This is a genomic window from Pantoea endophytica, assembly GCF_002858935.1.
GTDB lineage: Bacteria > Pseudomonadota > Gammaproteobacteria > Enterobacterales > Enterobacteriaceae > Pantoea > Pantoea leporis.
In genome coordinates this window covers 54,565-71,725 of record NZ_PJRT01000031.1, presented here as the reverse complement: position 1 = coordinate 71,725, position 17,161 = coordinate 54,565, and the positions used below count along the sequence as shown (strand labels likewise).

Below are 17,161 nucleotides of genomic sequence, written 5' to 3'. Positions count from 1 at the left end.
GGGAAGGTCGGGATGGAGGACAGCCAGCGCAATCCCAATCAGGAAATCGTCAGTAACCAGTGCACGTAGGACTGATAATGACTCTCCTGCTCCAGCATCTCAGAACGCAGCGGATGCGCTTCGCGCCAACCGGCCGGCAACGTCAAATGCAGTGCATCATCATCCGCCTGTAAACGCACGGCAGGCAAAGTGTCATCGCGACGACGACTTGAGAAGATAATCGCTAAGCGTAGCAAACGACTTAAACGCTCCGCCATGCGCGGCGGTACGGCGTTTTGCTGGGTCAGCAAGGCTAAATCGATGCTGCCGCTTTGGTTCTGCAGCAGGCAAGCCAGCATTTTTTTCTGCGCGGGAGTGAAGCCAGGAAGATCGAGATGACGAATCAGGTAAGCGGCGTGTTGCGGTGCCTGGCGGAAATCGACGCTCAGGCCAATTTCGTGGATAGAACAGGCGCTAAGGAGTAGATCGCGACATCGGTTATCCAGCTTCCAACTGCTGCTCACCTGACGGAAGAAACTTTCCGCCAACTGACGTACGCGACCGGCCTGGTCAATATCAATGGCAAAACGACGCTGCACGTTCTGCAATGTGCGGCTGCGGATATCACGATCCACCGGCAGATGCAGCATGCCATACACTAAACCTTCGCGCAGTGCGCCGCCGGCTAGCGTCATGCCTTCAATGCTGAGTTCCTGGAAGATAGCGATGAGAATCGATAAACCGCTCGGGAACACTAAGGCGCGCTCCAGCGTCAATCCTTCAATTTCCAGCTCTTCCAACTTGCCGCACTGAATCGCGCGCTGTTTCAGCTGTTGCAGTTTGCTTAGGGTGATGCGCTCATCCATGCCCTGCGCCATCATAATTTCCTGCAACGCTTGTACGGTGCCCGACGCTCCGACGCAGATTTGCCAGCCTTTTTCGCGCAGCGCAGCGGCCACCGGACGGATCATCTCGCGCGCGGCCAGTTCGGCCTGCTCGAAATTCTCTTTGGCCAGATGACGGTCGCTGAAGTAGCGTTCAAGCCAGGTTACGCAACCCATCGACAAGCTGAACAGCGTGGTGGCATGTGAACCTTCGCCAGTCACCAGTTCGGTGCTGCCACCGCCGATATCGACCACTAAACGCTGATCGGAACCGCCGGTGGTATGCGCTACGCCCTGATAAATCAGGCGTGCTTCCTCTTCGCCGCTGATGACATTCACCGCGCAGCCAAGAATGTGTTCAGCCGTTGTGAGGAAATCCTGCGCATTTTCGGCAAGGCGCAGCGTGGCGGTTGCCACCACGCGGATTTGTTCCGGAGGAATATCCTGCAGCTGTTCGGAGAACAACCTCAGGCACTGCCAGCCGCGTTGCATCGCCTCAGCGGAGAGGTGATTCGCTTTGTCGAGGCCAGCCGCCAGACGCACTTTGCGCTTTATCCGCGCGACGGTCTGAATGCTGCCAGACACCTCGCGCACCACCAACATATGAAAGCTGTTAGAACCTAAATCAATCGCTGCATAAAGTGACGATGCGCTTAGCATGGTGTGCTTAACCCGAACGTTTACGGTTGCTATTGCGCGGCGCGCCGCTCCGACGGTTACTGTTGTTCCCGCCACGGCGTGGGCCGTTACCCGAGCGGCTGCGTTGCAGACGTTTCGGCGGTGGCAGTTCGCTCATCAGCGCATCGCTGTTGTACTTGCTGACCGGAATACCGTGACCAATATACTCTTCGATTGCCGGCAGGTTCAGCGCGTACTCTTCGCACGCCAGGCTGATGGAGTGACCGCTGGCACCCGCGCGGCCAGTACGACCGATACGGTGAACGTAGTCTTCGCGATCGTCAGGCAGATCGTAGTTGAACACATGCGTGACGGCAGGAATGTGCAAACCCCGTGCCGCGACGTCGGTGGCAACCAGGATATCCACATCGCCTTTGGTGAAGTCATCGAGGATACGCAGACGTTTTTTCTGCGCCACATCACCCGTCAGCAGACCTACGCGATGACCATCGGCAGCCAGATGGCCCCAAATGTCTTCACAGCGGTGCTTGGTATTGGCAAAGATAATGGCGCGATCTGGCCACTCTTCTTCTACCAGCGTCTGCAGCAAGCGCATTTTCTCTTCATTTGAAGGGTAGAAAAGCTCTTCTTTAATACGGTGGCCGGTTTTCTGCTCGGGTTCCACTTCCACGTATTCGGCGTTGTTCATGTGCTCAAACGCCAGTTCACGCACGCGGTAAGACAAGGTTGCAGAGAACAGCATACTCAGGCGTTGGGTGGCCGGCGGCATGCGGCGGAACAGCCAACGAATGTCTTTAATAAAACCGAGATCGAACATGCGATCGGCTTCATCCAGCACAACAACCTGAATCGCGCCCAGGTTGACATGGTTCTGCTTGGCGTAGTCGATCAGACGTCCGGTGGTGCCCACCAGAATATCGACACCATCAGCCAGCACTTTCAGCTGTTTATCGTAGCCGTCGCCACCATAAGCCAGGCCCAGCTTTAAGCCAGTGACCTTGGCTAACGGTTCTGCATCGGCATGAATTTGTACGGCGAGCTCACGCGTCGGGGCCATGATCAGCGCACGTGGCTGATTGAGCTGGCGACCTTCTGCGGCAGGATGAGAAAGAAGATAATGAAACGTTGACGTCAGGAACGCCATCGTTTTGCCGGTACCGGTTTGCGCCTGACCCGCAACATCACGCCCTGAAAGCGTAAAAGGCAATGCGAGCGCCTGGATAGGCGTGCAGTTAGAAAAGCCTTTGGTATCAAGGGCTTCTACCACCTGAGGGTGCAGGGCGAAGTCGGAAAACTTCTGTTCAGTTAAGTGTGTTTTGCTCATAGTGTGGTAGAATATCAGCTTACTAGCGCTTTACGAAAGCGTATCCGATGAAATAAAGTCAACCTACGTTGGTATCATTTCCGCCAATTCGCCAGGCGCAATCTTTTGGAGTTAAACATGAGCAGCGATAAGATCGTTCACTTGACCGATGACAGTTTCGACACAGACGTACTGAAAGCAGACGGTGTCACTCTGGTAGATTTCTGGGCTGAATGGTGTGGTCCTTGCAAAATGATCGCCCCAATTCTCGACGAAGTCGCAGAAGAGTACGAAGGTAAACTTACCATCGCTAAGTTGAATATTGATGACAACCCGGGTACAGCGCCAAAATATGGCATCCGCGGTATTCCAACTCTACTGCTGTTCAAGAACGGTGAAGTGGCGGCAACCAAGGTTGGCGCACTGTCTAAAGGACAGTTGAAAGAGTTCCTGAACGCCAACCTGGCCTAAGCCCGGCGCGGTGTTTGTTCGGCAGTGGTGAATTTTTTCGCCACTGCTGGACGTCTCACTTTAAGCGTGTTAAGTTAATTTCACTGCATTACGCTCTTACCTTGTAGTTTGCATCTAAGTTTTCCCTTGTCAGACCCTACTCGCAATGAACGTTATCGTGGTTTGGCAATCTGATGACTAGCACATTCGGCATCATCTTTCGACTGTCTCCTCGTTTCCTATCGCCACATCTGACGATAATCGTCGAGCTGAGTTGAAAAAGAGCCATTAACAGGCATGGAATTTTTGCCATACCACTCACGACAATCATTTCGAGAATTACCCCGAGTTTAAGAACCCATCACTATGAATCTTACCGAATTAAAGAATACGCCGGTTTCTGAGCTGATTACCCTCGGCGAAAATATGGGGCTGGAAAACCAGGCGCGTATGCGCAAGCAGGATATTATTTTCTCTATCCTGAAACAGCACGCAAAAAGCGGCGAAGACATCTTTGGTGATGGTGTGCTGGAGATATTGCAGGACGGATTTGGTTTCCTCCGTTCTGGAGATAGTTCCTACCTCGCCGGTCCCGATGATATCTACGTCTCTCCCAGCCAAATCCGCCGCTTCAACCTCCGCACTGGTGACACCATTTCTGGCAAGATTCGCCCGCCAAAAGAGGGTGAACGCTACTTTGCGCTGTTGAAAGTTAATGAAGTTAACTATGACAAGCCGGAAAACGCGCGTAACAAGATTCTGTTCGAAAACCTTACGCCGTTGCACGCCAGCAAGCGTATGCGTATGGAACGCGGTAATGGCTCGACTGAAGATCTGACCGCACGCGTGCTGGATCTGGCTTCTCCGATTGGTCGTGGTCAACGTGGTCTGATTGTGGCGCCGCCGAAAGCGGGTAAAACCATGCTGCTGCAGAACATCGCGCAGAGCATCGCCTACAACTATCCAGATTGCCTGCTGATGGTGCTGCTGATTGACGAACGTCCGGAAGAAGTGACCGAGATGCAGCGTCTGGTTAAAGGTGAAGTGATCGCTTCGACCTTTGATGAGCCAGCGTCACGTCACGTGCAGGTTGCTGAGATGGTGATCGAGAAGGCCAAGCGCCTGGTTGAGCACAAGAAAGATGTGATCATCCTGCTTGACTCCATCACGCGTCTGGCGCGTGCCTACAACACCGTGGTTCCAGCATCAGGTAAAGTGCTGACCGGTGGTGTGGATGCCAACGCCCTGCATCGTCCAAAGCGTTTCTTCGGTGCGGCACGTAACGTGGAAGAGGGCGGCAGCCTGACCATCATCGCGACCGCGCTGGTTGATACCGGTTCGAAGATGGACGAAGTGATTTACGAAGAGTTTAAAGGTACAGGTAACATGGAATTGCACCTCTCGCGCAAAATCGCCGAGAAGCGTGTATTCCCAGCGATTGACTACAATCGTTCCGGTACGCGTAAAGAAGAGCTGCTCACTACGCAGGAAGAGCTGCAGAAGATGTGGATTCTGCGCAAAATCATCCATCCAATGGGTGAAATCGACGCGATGGAGTTCCTCATCAACAAACTGGCCATGACGAAAACCAACGACGAATTCTTCGATATGATGAAGCGTTCCTAAGTTGCGAATGGCGAATCGCTAAGCCAAGCGGTGATTCGCACAATTTGCCAGGAAATATTGCTAACGCCACGTCTTAACGTGGCGTTTTTTATTTATGGGCATTAGGATTAGCGCAGTCAGGAAGCTTTTATATTGACTGTGACAGAGATTCGTTTGTTTTTTCAGCAATCAGACTTTTCTGTAGCAGAATTCGGAATAGGGATATACGGCAATGGCGGGTGTTTTGCATATTGTTGTCCACGATTTTAGCTGAGAGCATTAACGTGAATTTACTCACTATGAGTACTGAGCTTGGTTTAGTTTTTCTTTTTACTTTAGTGTTCCTGTTTTTTGCTCGCAAAGCAGCTAAAAAAATTGGGCTTGTGGACACACCAAACTCCAGAAAAAGGCACCATGGCGCCATTCCGTTAGTTGGCGGCATTTCCGTGTACGCGGGAATCTGCTTCGCTTTTGCCATCTCAAATTATTATTTGCCGCACGCGATGCTGTATCTGAGTTGCGCGGGCGTATTGGTGCTGGTTGGCGCACTGGACGATCGCTTCGATATCAGCGTTAAAATTCGTGCGCTGGTGCAGGCGGCGGTTGCCATCGTGATGATGGTCGGCGCCAAACTCTATTTGCTCAGTCTGGGCTTCATTATCGGGCCGGTTGAGTTAATTGTCGGTCCCTTTGGCTACGTATTGACGCTATTCGCCGTATGGGCCGCCATCAATGCGTTCAATATGGTGGATGGGATTGATGGCCTGCTTGGCGGCCTCTCCAGCGTCACTTTCGCCGCCATCGGCATCATTCTCTATTTCGACGGCCAGACCAGCCTCGCCATGTGGTGCTTCGCGATGATCGCCGCCACCATTCCTTATATCCTGCTTAATCTCGGCTTGATTGGCCGTCGCTACAAAGTGTTTATGGGCGATGCCGGTAGCACCATGATCGGTTTCACCATCATCTGGATTCTGCTGGAAACCACCCAAGGCCTGAGCCATCCGATCACGCCCGTCACCGCGCTGTGGCTGATCGCGATTCCGCTGATGGATATGGTGGCGATTATGTATCGCCGTTTGCGCAAAGGCATGAGCCCGTTTTCCGCTGACCGCCAGCACATCCACCATTTAATTATGCGCGCCGGATTCACGTCACGTCAGGCGTTCCTGCTGATTACCGTCGCCGCCGCGCTTCTGGCGGGTATTGGTGTGCTCGGCGAGTATCTGGCTTTCATCCCGGAATGGGTGATGCTGGTGCTGTTCATGATGGCATTCCTCCTTTATGGCTATTGCCTGAAACACGCATGGCGCGTGGCGCGCAAAATCCGTCGCATTAAACGTCGCTGGCAAAGCAGCGAAGATAAAAAATAAATTACCCAGAAAGTACCCTGATAAGGATTTTGTTATGACCTCTGTCGTTGTGGAGAACGAACTGGATATACGTGGCCTTGGCTGCACACTCTGGCGTGGTAAACGCTGGATTATCGGTCTGGCGCTGCTGTTTGCGCTGGTTGCCTGGTTAGCATCGATGTTAATGAAGCAGGCGTGGAGCACCACGGCGGTGACCGATCGTCCAACGGTCAATATGCTGGGTGATTTCTTCGTACAGCAGCAATTCCTCAATAATCTGGATGTGCGCACCAATACGCTCAATCTCAGTTCGCCAGCGCCGACCGTGATGGATGAGGTTTATCAGGAGTTCACCATGCAGCTGGCATCATGGGATACGCGCCGTGATTTCTGGCAGCAGACCGAATACTTCAAAAGCCGCAAAAGCGGTAACGCGCACAACGATGCGGCGCTGCTCGACGACCTGATCACCAACATTCAGTTCACCGCTGCCGACCCGGCGCGCAATATCTTAGATAACATTAAGCTGGTGGCCGAAACCGCCAGCGATGCTAACAATCTGCTGCGTCAATATATTGCCTACGCCAGCGAGCGTGCGGCGCGTCATCTTAATGCGGAGCTGAAAGGCGCCTGGCAGGCGCGCAGCGTGCAGCTGGCGTCGCAGGTTAACCGCCAGCAGGAAGTGGCGCAGGCGGTATTTGAACGTCAACGTCAGCGCATCGAGCAGGCGCTGAAAGTGGCGAGCGAGCAGGGGATTAAAGAGAACCGCGCGCCGGCAACCGGCGAAGCGCTGCCAGACAGCGATCGTTTCCTGCTGGGTCAGCAAATGCTGCAGGCGCAACTCGACACCTTGCAAGCCAGCGGGCCTGCTTACGATTTAAGCTATGATCAAAATAAAGCGATGCTGAGTACGCTGCAGGCCGGTCCGCGTCTGGATAAACAATTCCAGACTTACCGCTATTTGCGCACCCCGGAAGAGCCGGTGTCGCGCGATAGTCCGCGCCGCCTGTTTATGATGATTATGTGGGGCGTAATTGGCGCGCTGGTCGGTGCGGGAGTGGCGCTGGTGCGTCGTCCGCGTTCAATGTTAGCAACGAGCCATTAAGAGAAGCCACGTGAAAGTTCTGACGGTATTTGGCACGCGTCCTGAAGCGATCAAAATGGCTCCGCTGGTGCAGGCGCTGGCGCAGGATGCTGCGTTCGAGTCACGCCTATGCGTCACCGCACAACATCGTGAAATGCTCGACCAGGTGCTGCGTTTGTTCCAGCTGCAGCCTGATTATGATCTGAATATCATGCGCCCGGAACAAGGGCTGACGGAGATCACCAGCCGCATTCTGCAGGGCATGAAAACCGTACTCGCTGATTTCCAGCCGGATGTGGTGTTAGTGCACGGCGATACCACCACCACGTTTGCGGCCAGCCTGGCGGCGTTTTATCACCAGATTCCGGTGGGTCACGTAGAAGCGGGATTGCGTACCGGCAACCTGATGTCGCCGTGGCCGGAAGAGGCCAATCGCACGCTCACCGGCCATCTCGCCAGTTATCACTTCACGCCCACGCAAAATTCGCGACAAAATCTGCTGCGCGAGAATCTGCCGGATGCGCGCATTTTCGTGACGGGCAACACGGTGATTGATGCGCTGCTGTGGGTGCGTGATCGCGTGCTGGACGATGCCGATCTCAATGCCCGCCTCGCCGCGCGCTATCCGTTCCTCGACGCTGACAAAAAACTCATTCTGGTTACGGGTCATCGCCGCGAAAGTTTTGGCGACGGCTTTGAACGCATTTGCAGTGCGCTGGCGCAAATCGCGCGCCAGCATCCGCAGGTGCAAATTGTCTATCCCGTGCACCTCAATCCCAACGTCAGCGAGCCGGTTAACCGCATTCTCAGCGGCATCGAGAATATCATCCTGATTGAGCCGCAAGAGTATCTGCCGTTTGTCTGGCTGATGAATCGCTCATGGCTGATTCTCACCGACTCCGGTGGCATTCAGGAAGAAGCGCCGTCATTAGGCAAACCGGTGCTGGTGATGCGCGATACCACCGAGCGTCCGGAAGCGGTGGAGGCAGGCACGGTGAAACTGGTCGGCACCGATATCAGTAAAATTGTCGCTGAAGTCAGCCTGCTGTTGCAGGACGATGAAGCCTGGCAGGCAATGAGTCGCGCGCACAATCCGTATGGCGATGGCCATGCCTGCGCGCGCATCTTGCAGGCCCTAAAACAACACAGAGTGTAACCATGCGTTTTGAAACCATTTCCGTTATCGGACTGGGCTACATTGGGCTGCCAACGGCAGCCGTTTTTGCCTCAAAGGGAAAGAAAGTCGTTGGGGTGGATATTAATGTCCGCGCCGTTGAAACCATCAATCGTGGCGATATCCATATCGTGGAACCCGAGTTGGGTGATGTGGTGCGCGAAGCCGTGCGTGCCGGTCATCTACGTGCGACTACACAGGCCGAAGCCGCCGATGCATTCCTGATCGCCGTGCCCACGCCATTTATCGGCGACCATCAGCCGGATCTCAGCTATGTGCAGGCCGCGGCGCTGTCGATTGCACCCGTGTTAAAAGCGGGCGATCTGGTGATCCTCGAATCGACGTCGCCGGTGGGCGCCACCGAGCAAATGGCGGAATGGCTGGCGGCGGCGCGTCCCGATTTGCGTTTCCCGCAGCACGGTGATGCGTGCGATGTGTTTATCGCTTACTGCCCGGAGCGCGTGTTACCCGGCAAAGTGATGGTTGAACTGCTGGAAAACGATCGCGTCATTGGTGGCATGACGCCAGCCTGTTCCGCACGCGCCAGCGAGCTGTACCGCATTTTCCTGCGCGGCGCGTGTGTGGAAACCAATGCGCGTACCGCCGAGATGTGCAAATTGACAGAAAACAGCTTCCGCGATGTGAATATCGCCTTTGCCAATGAGCTGTCGCTGATTTGCGCCGAGCAGGGCATCAACGTGTGGGAACTGATTGCGCTCGCGAATCGCCATCCGCGCGTCAACATCCTGCAACCCGGACCGGGCGTCGGCGGGCACTGTATCGCCGTCGATCCGTGGTTTATCGTGGCGCAGAATCCAGAACAGGCGCGACTGATTCGCACCGCACGTGAAGTGAATGATGCCAAACCGGGCTGGGTGCTGGATCAGGTAAAGCAGGCGTTAGCAGAGTGCCTCACCGCCAGCGGCAAACGCGCCAGCGATGTCACCATTGCCTGCTTTGGTCTGGCCTTCAAACCGAATATTGACGATCTGCGCGAAAGTCCGGCGATGAGCGTCGCCCATCGTATTGCCGAGTGGCACAGCGGCGCAACCTGGGTGGTTGAACCGCATGTGGAAGACATTCCGCAACGTCTGGCGCACGAAGCCACACTGGTTGCCACGGACGTAGCGCTGCAGCAGGCGGATATTCTGGTGATGCTGGTTGATCACGCACAGTTCCGCGCGATTGATGCGGCCCAGATTGCCCAGCCGTGGATTGTTGATACCAAAGGCGTTTGGCGATGAAACAGTTTCTGGTGACCGGCGGGGCAGGATTTATCGGTTCTGCACTGGTACGTTTTCTGCTTGAAAACACTGAACACCGCGTGGTGGTGGTCGATAAGCTGAGCTATGCCGGCAATCTGGCGTCGCTGGCGCCGGTGCAACAGAATGCACGTTTCGCCTTCGAACAGGTGGATATTTGCCATCGCGCTGAGCTGGATCGCGTCATGGCACACTATCAACCGGATTGCATTATGCATCTGGCGGCAGAAAGTCATGTTGACCGCTCGATCGATGGACCTATCGCCTTCATCGAAACCAATATTGTCGGCACCTATCAGCTGCTGGAAGCGGCGCGTCATTACTGGAATGGCATGGCAGATGAACGCAAAAAAGGCTTCATTCTGCATCATATCTCCACTGATGAAGTGTTTGGTGACCTGCACGGTAGCGACGATTTCTTTACCGAAACCACGCCGTATGCGCCGAGCAGCCCCTATTCGGCGACCAAAGCCAGCAGCGATCATCTGGTGCGCGCCTGGCTGCGCACCTACGGTTTGCCGGTCATCATCACTAACTGCTCCAACAATTACGGACCGTATCATTTCCCGGAGAAGCTGATCCCGCTCACCATCATTAATGCGCTGGCGGGCAAACCGCTGCCAGTGTATGGCAACGGCAGCCAGATACGCGACTGGCTATATGTAGAGGATCACGCGCGGGCGCTGTATAGCGTAGTGAGCAGCGGTAAAGTGGGGGAAACCTACAATATTGGTGGTCATAACGAGCGACGTAATCTTGAAGTGGTGGAAACGCTGTGCGATCTGCTGGATGAGTTGGCGCCGCAGCAGCGTGCACCGCACCTGAGCCGCTACCGTGACCTGATTACCTTTGTTAGCGATCGTCCCGGCCACGACCAGCGCTACGCCATCGACGCCAGTAAAATTGAGCGTGAGCTGGGTTGGACGCCGCAGGAAACCTTTGAGAGCGGCATTCGTAAAACCGTGCACTGGTATCTGGCAAACCCGCAATGGTGGCAGGCAATTCTTAACGGCAGCTATCGCGGTGAGCGTCTGGGATTAGCCACGCCGCGTTAAACGCACTTCAGAAGGAGCAGCGATGAAAGGCATTATTTTAGCCGGAGGTTCGGGCACGCGTTTGCATCCGATTACCCGCGCCATCTCGAAACAGCTGTTGCCGGTATATGACAAACCCATGATTTACTATCCGCTGTCGGTACTGATGCTGGCAGGGATTCGCGAAATTTTGATCATCACCACGCCAGAAGATCGCGCCCATTTTGAACGCTTACTGGGCGACGGCAGTGAATTTGGGATTCAGCTAACCTATGCAGAACAACCCCGTCCTGATGGGTTGGCGCAGGCATTTATCATTGGCGAAAGTTTTATTGGTGACGATCACTGTTGTCTGGTGCTGGGCGACAATCTCTATTTCGGCCAGGGTTTCAGCCCCAAGCTGAAGAAAGTGGCCGCGCGCAGCAGCGGCGCGACCGTCTTTGCTTATCAGGTGATGGATCCGGAGCGTTTTGGCGTGGTGGAGTTTGATGACGACTTTAACGCGCTCTCCATTGAGGAAAAACCGCAGCAGCCGAAATCGCGCTGGGCGGTCACCGGACTCTATTTTTACGACAACCGCGTGGTGGAGTTTGCCAAACAGGTGAAACCTTCCGAGCGCGGTGAGCTGGAAATCACCGCCATCAACCAAATGTATCTCGATCAGGGCGAGCTTGCGGTGGAGTTGCTGGGGCGCGGATTTGCCTGGCTGGATACCGGCACGCACGACAGCCTGATTGAGGCGAGTATGTTTGTGCAGACGGTGGAAAAACGGCAGGGCTTTAAAATTGCCTGCCTGGAAGAGATTGCATGGCGTAACGGCTGGCTGAGCGATGCCCAGCTTTTAGCCGCGGCTCAGGCGCTAACCAAAACCGGCTACGGCCAGTATCTGCTGGATGTTCACAATGCCCGTCCGCGTCAATATTGATTCCCTTACGTGGGAAAATGAGTTCTTCGGTCAGAACAGCGCGCGCTTATCGCTGGATGGCGATTTGACGCTGGCCGAGGCCCTTCAGCAGCCGTATGCGCTGTGGCAAGTGAAGGTGCCCGCTGAACGCGTTGATGCCATCGATGCGCTGAGCCAGCATGGTTTTCAGTTAGTGGAAGGCGAAGCTGACCTTTCCCTCAGCATCAAACATACCGAGCGGCAAGTTGGCGTGCGCATTGCGCGGGAAGCACAAATCCCGGCACTGCGTGAAGCGGCTGCGCAGGCGTTTAGCCAAAGTCGCTTCCGCGCGCCGTGGTTTGCTGCGGCGGACAGCGGACGTTTCTACGCGCAGTGGATTGAAAATGCGGTGCGCGGCACCTTTGATAATCAATGTCTGGTGGCCTGCGATGAGCAGGGCGCGCTGCAAGGTTTCGTCTCGATGCGCGAAGTGGACGGCGACATGCGCATCGGTCTGCTGGCGGTATTGCCCGCCGCACAAGGTTGCGGCGTCGGCCAGCGCTTACTGCTCGCCGCCGCCGACTGGGGCCGCGTACGTCAGCTAACGCATCTGCGCGTGGCGACCCAGCTCAGCAATCTCACGGCGTTGCGCCTCTATTTACGCAGCGGTGCGCGGCTGGAAAGCACCGCTTACTGGTTCTACAGGAAAGCCTCATGATCCCATTTAATGCGCCGCCGATTGTCGGCAGCGAAGTTGAATATATGCAGTCGGCGATGGCCAGCGGCAAGCTGTGCGGCGATGGCGGCTTTACTCGCCGCTGCCAGCAGTGGATGGAACAGCATTTCGGCAGCAGAAAAGTGCTGCTGACGCCATCCTGCACCGCGTCGCTGGAGATGGCGGCGCTGCTGATTGACCTGCAGCCTGGCGATGAAGTGATCATGCCGAGCTACACCTTCGTCTCCACCGCCAACGCCTTTGTGCTGCGCGGCGCGACCATTGTGTTTGTCGATGTGCGCCCCGATACGCTAAATATCGATGAAACGCTGATTGAAGCGGCGATCACGCCGAAAACCCGCGCCATCGTGCCAGTGCATTACGCGGGCGTGGCCTGCGAGATGGACAGCATCATGGCGCTGGCGGCGAAGCATAAACTCTATGTTATCGAGGATGCCGCGCAAGGCGTGATGTCGCAGTACAAAGGACGCGCGCTCGGCACCATTGGTCACATTGGCTGCTTTAGCTTTCACGAAACTAAAAATTACACCGCCGGCGGTGAAGGCGGCGCAACGCTAATCAATGACGCGAAGCTGGTGGATCGTGCCGAGATCATTCGTGAAAAAGGCACCAACCGCAGCCAGTTTTTCCGTGGTCAGGTAGATAAATATACCTGGCGCGATATTGGCTCCAGCTATTTGATGGCGGATTTGCAGGCGGCCTATTTGTGGGCGCAGCTGGAAGCGGCGGAGCAAATTAATCAGCAGCGTTTGCGTTTGTGGCAACGCTACTACGATGCGCTGCAGCCGCTGGCTGCTGCCGGCCGTATTGAGCTGCCGGTAGTGCCAAAAAATTGCCGCCACAATGCACATATGTTCTACATCAAGCTGCGCGACAGCGACGATCGTCAGGCGCTGATCAACTGGATGAAAGAGGCGGAAATCCTCACGGTGTTCCATTACATCCCGCTGCACTCGTCGCCAGCGGGTGAACGTTTTGGCCGCTTCCACGGTGATGATGCCTTTACCACGCGTGAAAGCGAGCGCCTGCTGCGCCTGCCGCTGTTCTACAACTTATCGGATAACAACCAGCGTACGGTGATCAGTTCGCTGCTGAGTTTCTTTGCCTGATGTCATTAGCAAAAGCATCAGTCTGGACCGCTTCTTCCACGCTGGTAAAAATCGTTGCTGGCCTGCTGGTGGTGAAACTGTTAGCGATAAGCTTCGGACCCGAAGGGATCGGGCAAGCCGGTAACTTCCGCCAGTTGATTACTGTACTCGGCGTATTGGCGGGCGCGGGCATCTTTAACGGCGTCACTACGTTAGTCGCGCAACATCAGCAACAGCCACAACAACTGCGCGCGGTGACCGGCACGGCTTCGGCGATTGTGCTCGGTTTTTCAACGCTGCTGGCGCTGGTGTTTTTGCTGGCGGCAACGCCCATCAGCACGGCGCTGTTTGGTCATGCTGAATATGCCAACGTGGTGCGCATTGTTGCCTTTCTACAGCTCGGTATTGCCTGGGCCAATCTGACGCTGGCGTTGCTGAAGGGCTTCCGCGATGCGCGCGGCAATGCGCTGGCGCTGATTGCCGGAAGTATCGTCGGCGTGCTGGGTTATGTGCTGTGCTGGTGGCTGGGCGGCTATGCTGGTGCGTTAGTGGGATTGGCGCTGGTGCCGGCGCTGCTGGTGTTTCCGGCGTTGCTGATGCTACGTCGCCATCGCGATCGGCTGCCGCTGAGCTGGCTGATGCCAGGCTGGCATCCTGACCTGGCGCGCAATCTGGCGAAGTTTACGCTGATGGCGCTGATCACCTCTTTCACCTTGCCGGTGGCGTGGGTGATGATGCGAAATCTGCTGGCCGAGCAGCAAGGTTGGGCGCAGGTCGGTTTATGGCAGGGCGTGACCAGTATTTCCGATGCCTACCTGCAATTTATCACCGCCACCTTTAGCGTCTGGCTGCTGCCCACGCTGGCGCGGCTGGAGCAGAAACCGCAAATCGCCCGTGAGATTGGGCGTGCGCTGCGCTTTGTGTTACCTGCCGTCGCAGCGGCCAGTTTCTGCGTATGGCTGCTGCGCGATGTCGCTATCTGGCTGCTGTTTTCGCCGCAGTTCAGCGCGATGCGTGACCTTTTCGTCTGGCAGTTGTGCGGTGATGTGTTTAAAGTCGGCGCCTATGTTTTCGGATATCTGGTGATCGCCAAAGCGTCACTGCGCTTCTATATTCTGACGGAAATCAGCCAGTTTGCCCTGCTGACCGGTTTTTCCCATTGGCTGATTCCGCTGCACGGGACCGCCGGGGCCGCGCAGGCTTACATGGCAACCTACGTTCTCTATTTCGCCCTTTGTTGTGGCGCCTTCATGATTTATTGCCGGAAAAAATGACGACTTTTCACGTATTGGGATCGGATATCCCGCATCACAATCATACGGTGCTGCGCTTCTTTAATGACGTGATGAGCGCCGAGCTGCCTGGCGCTGCGCCGCGTCAGTTTATGGTGGTATCCAGCGCGCCCGAAACGCTGCAAGCGTATGCTTCATTGCAGATTGAAACCTTTGCCAGCAAGCGTGCGCTGGCGCAAGCGGTGGTGACGCGTGCTGCCGATCGCTCGCAGCGCTTCTTCTTTCACGGCCAGTTTAATCCCAGCATTTGGTTGGCCTTGCTGAGCGGCAAACTGCGTCGTCAGCAGGCGTTCTGGCATGTATGGGGCGCAGATCTCTACGAAGAAGGGCGCGGCCTTAAGTATCAGCTGTTTTATCTGCTGCGCAGAATGGCGCAAGGGCGCGTGGCGCGCGTGTTTGCGACGCGCGGTGATTTGCACCATTTCCAGCAGCGTCATCCGCGCGTTCCCGCCTCGCGGCTCTATTTCCCGACGCGCATGCCGGACGTGGCGCTGCCTGCGCCAGAGGAAAGCCCCGATTTCACTATTCTGCTCGGTAACTCCGGCGATCGCAGTAATCGTCACATTGCCGGTTTAGAGGCGATTCGAGCCCAGTTTGGTGAACAGGTGAAAATCGTCGTGCCGCTCGGTTATCCGCAGAATAATCACGCTTATATCGATGAGATTGCCGCCGCCGCACAGCGCCTGTTCCCGGCGGGGCAAGTGACGCTGCTGCGCGACAAGATCGACTTTGATGCCTATCTGACATTGCTTAGCCGCTGCCAGCTCGGCTATTTTATGTTCGAGCGCCAGCAAGGCATTGGTACGCTTTGCTTGCTGATTCAGGCCAATATTCCGTTTGTGCTGAACCGCAAAAATCCGTTCTGGCGCGATCTTAGCGAGCAAGGTTTGCCGGTGCTGTTTAGCGAAGATGCGCTGGATAGCGCCAGCGTGGCCGAAGCGCAACGGCAATTAGCGCAATGCGATCACTCTTCGATCGCCTTTTTTGCCCCCGGCTATCTGGCAGGCTGGCGCGACGCGCTAACCCTGAGTGAAAGGGAGAGAACATGAGCCTGATGCAGTTTAGTGGTCTGCTGGTGGTTTATCTGTGTTCGCTGGGTTTCATTCTGATCCTAACCTGGCGGGAATTTAAACGGGTGCGCTTCAACTTCCACCTGTTCTTCACCATTCTGTTTTTGTTGACCTTCTATTTCGGCTTCCCGCTGACCAGCGTGCTGGTATTCCGCTTTAACGTGGCGGTGGTGCCGCCGGAATATCTGCTGCAGGCGCTGCTGGCCGCTACCAGCTTTTATGCCATCTATTACGTTAGCTACAAGGTGCGGCTGCGGCCGGCCAATGCGCCTGCGCGCAAACCCTGGCTGCAGATGAACCGGGTTGAAACCCATCTGACCTGTCTGCTGCTGGCGCTGGTGGCAATTGGCACCGTGACGGTGTTCTTTATGCACAACGGCCTGCTGCTGTTCCGGCTTTCGGCTTACAATCAGATCTTCTCCAGCGAAGTGTCCGGCGTGGCGCTTAAACGCTTCTTCTACTTCTTTATTCCGGCGATGCTGATTCGCTACTTCCTCAAGCCAACCCAGCGTCAGTGGCTGTGGTTTTTGCTGGTGTCGGTGGCATTTGGCTTGCTGACCTACGCGCTGGTGGGCGGCACGCGCGCCAATATCATTATCGCGTTCGCGCTGTTCTTGTTTATTGGCATTACGCGCGGCTGGATCACGCTGTGGATGCTGGTTGGCGCCGGTGTGATGGCGATTGGCGGTATGTTCTGGCTGGCGTTGCGTCGCTATAACCTCGACGTAGTGGGCGATGAAGCGTTTTATACCTTCCTTTATCTGACGCGCGACACCTTCTCGCCGTGGGAAAATCTGGCGCTGTTACTGCAAAACTACGACAAGATCGATTTTCAGGGGCTGGCACCGATTTGGCGCGATTTCTACGTGTTCATTCCCAGCTGGATGTGGCCGGGACGTCCAACAGCCATTCTTAACAGCGCTAACTACTTTACCTGGGAAGTGCTGAATAACCATTCCGGCTTGGCGATCTCGCCCACGCTGTTGGGTTCGCTGGTGGTGATGGGCGGCGTGTGGTTTATCCCAATCGGTGCGGTGGCTGTCGGCCTGCTGATGAAAGGCTTCGATAACCTTTATCTGTATGGCCGCGATACCAGCAATCGTTACAGCGGGGCGATTTTGCAGAGTTTCTGCTTCGGCGCGGTGTTTAATATGATCGTGCTGGCGCGTGAAGGGCTGGATGCTTTCGGCTCGCGCGTGGTGTTCTTTTGTCTGATTTTTGCGGCCTGTATGTGGGCGGCTAAATTGCTTTACTGGCTGTTGGCGCGCGCGGGGTTGATTCGTCCGCGCAGCAAGCCGGTTTTACACAGCCCTTCTTAACCTTTGG

General features: G+C 55.6%; 15 protein-coding genes. 13 read left to right on the top strand and 2 right to left on the bottom strand.

Annotation, left to right across the window (positions count from 1 at the left end):
* Nucleotides 1-38: 38 nt before the first annotated feature.
* Nucleotides 39-1,523 (bottom strand): guanosine-5'-triphosphate,3'-diphosphate diphosphatase, encoded by a 1,485-nt coding sequence (gene gppA / locus PZBJ_RS19025; protein WP_101763777.1) that lies wholly within the window; start codon nucleotides 1,521-1,523, stop codon nucleotides 39-41.
* A gap of 7 nt (nucleotides 1,524-1,530) precedes the next feature.
* A complete protein-coding gene (rhlB, locus tag PZBJ_RS19020; protein ID WP_101763776.1) occupies nucleotides 1,531-2,826 on the bottom strand; it encodes an ATP-dependent RNA helicase RhlB in 1,296 nt (431 codons plus the stop codon).
* Nucleotides 2,827-2,943: 117 nt separating this feature from the next.
* Between rhlB and trxA the strand changes: the two genes are divergently transcribed.
* The 13 genes from trxA to wzyE all read left to right on the top strand — a co-directional run bounded on the left by trxA (nucleotide 2,944) and on the right by wzyE (nucleotide 17,154).
* The gene (gene trxA, locus PZBJ_RS19015) at nucleotides 2,944-3,276 is read left to right on the top strand and encodes a thioredoxin TrxA (protein ID WP_008105741.1); all 333 of its coding nucleotides are present in this window, start codon (nucleotides 2,944-2,946) and stop codon (nucleotides 3,274-3,276) included.
* 345 nt (nucleotides 3,277-3,621) lie between these two features.
* Nucleotides 3,622-4,881 carry a transcription termination factor Rho gene (rho, locus tag PZBJ_RS19010; protein WP_008105744.1) on the top strand — a complete coding sequence of 420 codons (1,260 nt, stop codon included), beginning with the start codon at nucleotides 3,622-3,624 and terminating at the stop codon, nucleotides 4,879-4,881.
* A gap of 278 nt (nucleotides 4,882-5,159) precedes the next feature.
* On the top strand, nucleotides 5,160-6,233 hold the full coding sequence (gene wecA / locus PZBJ_RS19005; protein ID WP_101763775.1) for a UDP-N-acetylglucosamine--undecaprenyl-phosphate N-acetylglucosaminephosphotransferase: 1,074 nt from the start codon (nucleotides 5,160-5,162) through the stop codon (nucleotides 6,231-6,233).
* Nucleotides 6,234-6,267: 34 nt separating this feature from the next.
* On the top strand, nucleotides 6,268-7,317 hold the full coding sequence (wzzE, locus tag PZBJ_RS19000; protein WP_101763774.1) for an ECA polysaccharide chain length modulation protein: 1,050 nt from the start codon (nucleotides 6,268-6,270) through the stop codon (nucleotides 7,315-7,317).
* Nucleotides 7,318-7,327: 10 nt separating this feature from the next.
* On the top strand, nucleotides 7,328-8,452 hold the full coding sequence (wecB, locus tag PZBJ_RS18995; protein WP_101763773.1) for a non-hydrolyzing UDP-N-acetylglucosamine 2-epimerase: 1,125 nt from the start codon (nucleotides 7,328-7,330) through the stop codon (nucleotides 8,450-8,452).
* A gap of 2 nt (nucleotides 8,453-8,454) precedes the next feature.
* On the top strand, nucleotides 8,455-9,714 hold the full coding sequence (wecC, locus tag PZBJ_RS18990) for a UDP-N-acetyl-D-mannosamine dehydrogenase (RefSeq protein ID WP_101763772.1): 1,260 nt from the start codon (nucleotides 8,455-8,457) through the stop codon (nucleotides 9,712-9,714).
* On the top strand, nucleotides 9,711-10,787 hold the full coding sequence (gene rfbB / locus PZBJ_RS18985) for a dTDP-glucose 4,6-dehydratase (protein ID WP_101763771.1): 1,077 nt from the start codon (nucleotides 9,711-9,713) through the stop codon (nucleotides 10,785-10,787). The genes wecC and rfbB overlap by 4 nt, the downstream gene beginning before the upstream one ends.
* A 22-nt stretch (nucleotides 10,788-10,809) precedes the next feature.
* On the top strand, nucleotides 10,810-11,691 hold the full coding sequence (rfbA, locus tag PZBJ_RS18980) for a glucose-1-phosphate thymidylyltransferase RfbA (protein WP_101763770.1): 882 nt from the start codon (nucleotides 10,810-10,812) through the stop codon (nucleotides 11,689-11,691).
* Nucleotides 11,669-12,367, top strand: a complete 699-nt coding sequence (rffC, locus tag PZBJ_RS18975) for a dTDP-4-amino-4,6-dideoxy-D-galactose acyltransferase (protein ID WP_101763769.1) — start codon at nucleotides 11,669-11,671, stop codon at nucleotides 12,365-12,367. Before rfbA ends, rffC begins: the two co-directional genes overlap by 23 nt.
* Entirely contained in the window at nucleotides 12,364-13,494 is a 1,131-nt protein-coding gene (gene rffA, locus PZBJ_RS18970) for a dTDP-4-amino-4,6-dideoxygalactose transaminase (protein ID WP_101763768.1), read from the top strand. The genes rffC and rffA overlap by 4 nt, the downstream gene beginning before the upstream one ends.
* Nucleotides 13,494-14,747, top strand: coding sequence for a lipid III flippase WzxE (gene wzxE / locus PZBJ_RS18965; protein ID WP_101763767.1), 1,254 nt, complete (start codon nucleotides 13,494-13,496; stop codon nucleotides 14,745-14,747). Before rffA ends, wzxE begins: the two co-directional genes overlap by 1 nt.
* Nucleotides 14,744-15,814 (top strand): TDP-N-acetylfucosamine:lipid II N-acetylfucosaminyltransferase, encoded by a 1,071-nt coding sequence (gene wecF, locus PZBJ_RS18960; protein WP_101763766.1) that lies wholly within the window; start codon nucleotides 14,744-14,746, stop codon nucleotides 15,812-15,814. Before wzxE ends, wecF begins: the two co-directional genes overlap by 4 nt.
* On the top strand, nucleotides 15,811-17,154 hold the full coding sequence (wzyE, locus tag PZBJ_RS18955; RefSeq protein ID WP_101763765.1) for an ECA oligosaccharide polymerase: 1,344 nt from the start codon (nucleotides 15,811-15,813) through the stop codon (nucleotides 17,152-17,154). The genes wecF and wzyE overlap by 4 nt, the downstream gene beginning before the upstream one ends.
* Nucleotides 17,155-17,161 lie beyond the last annotated feature (7 nt).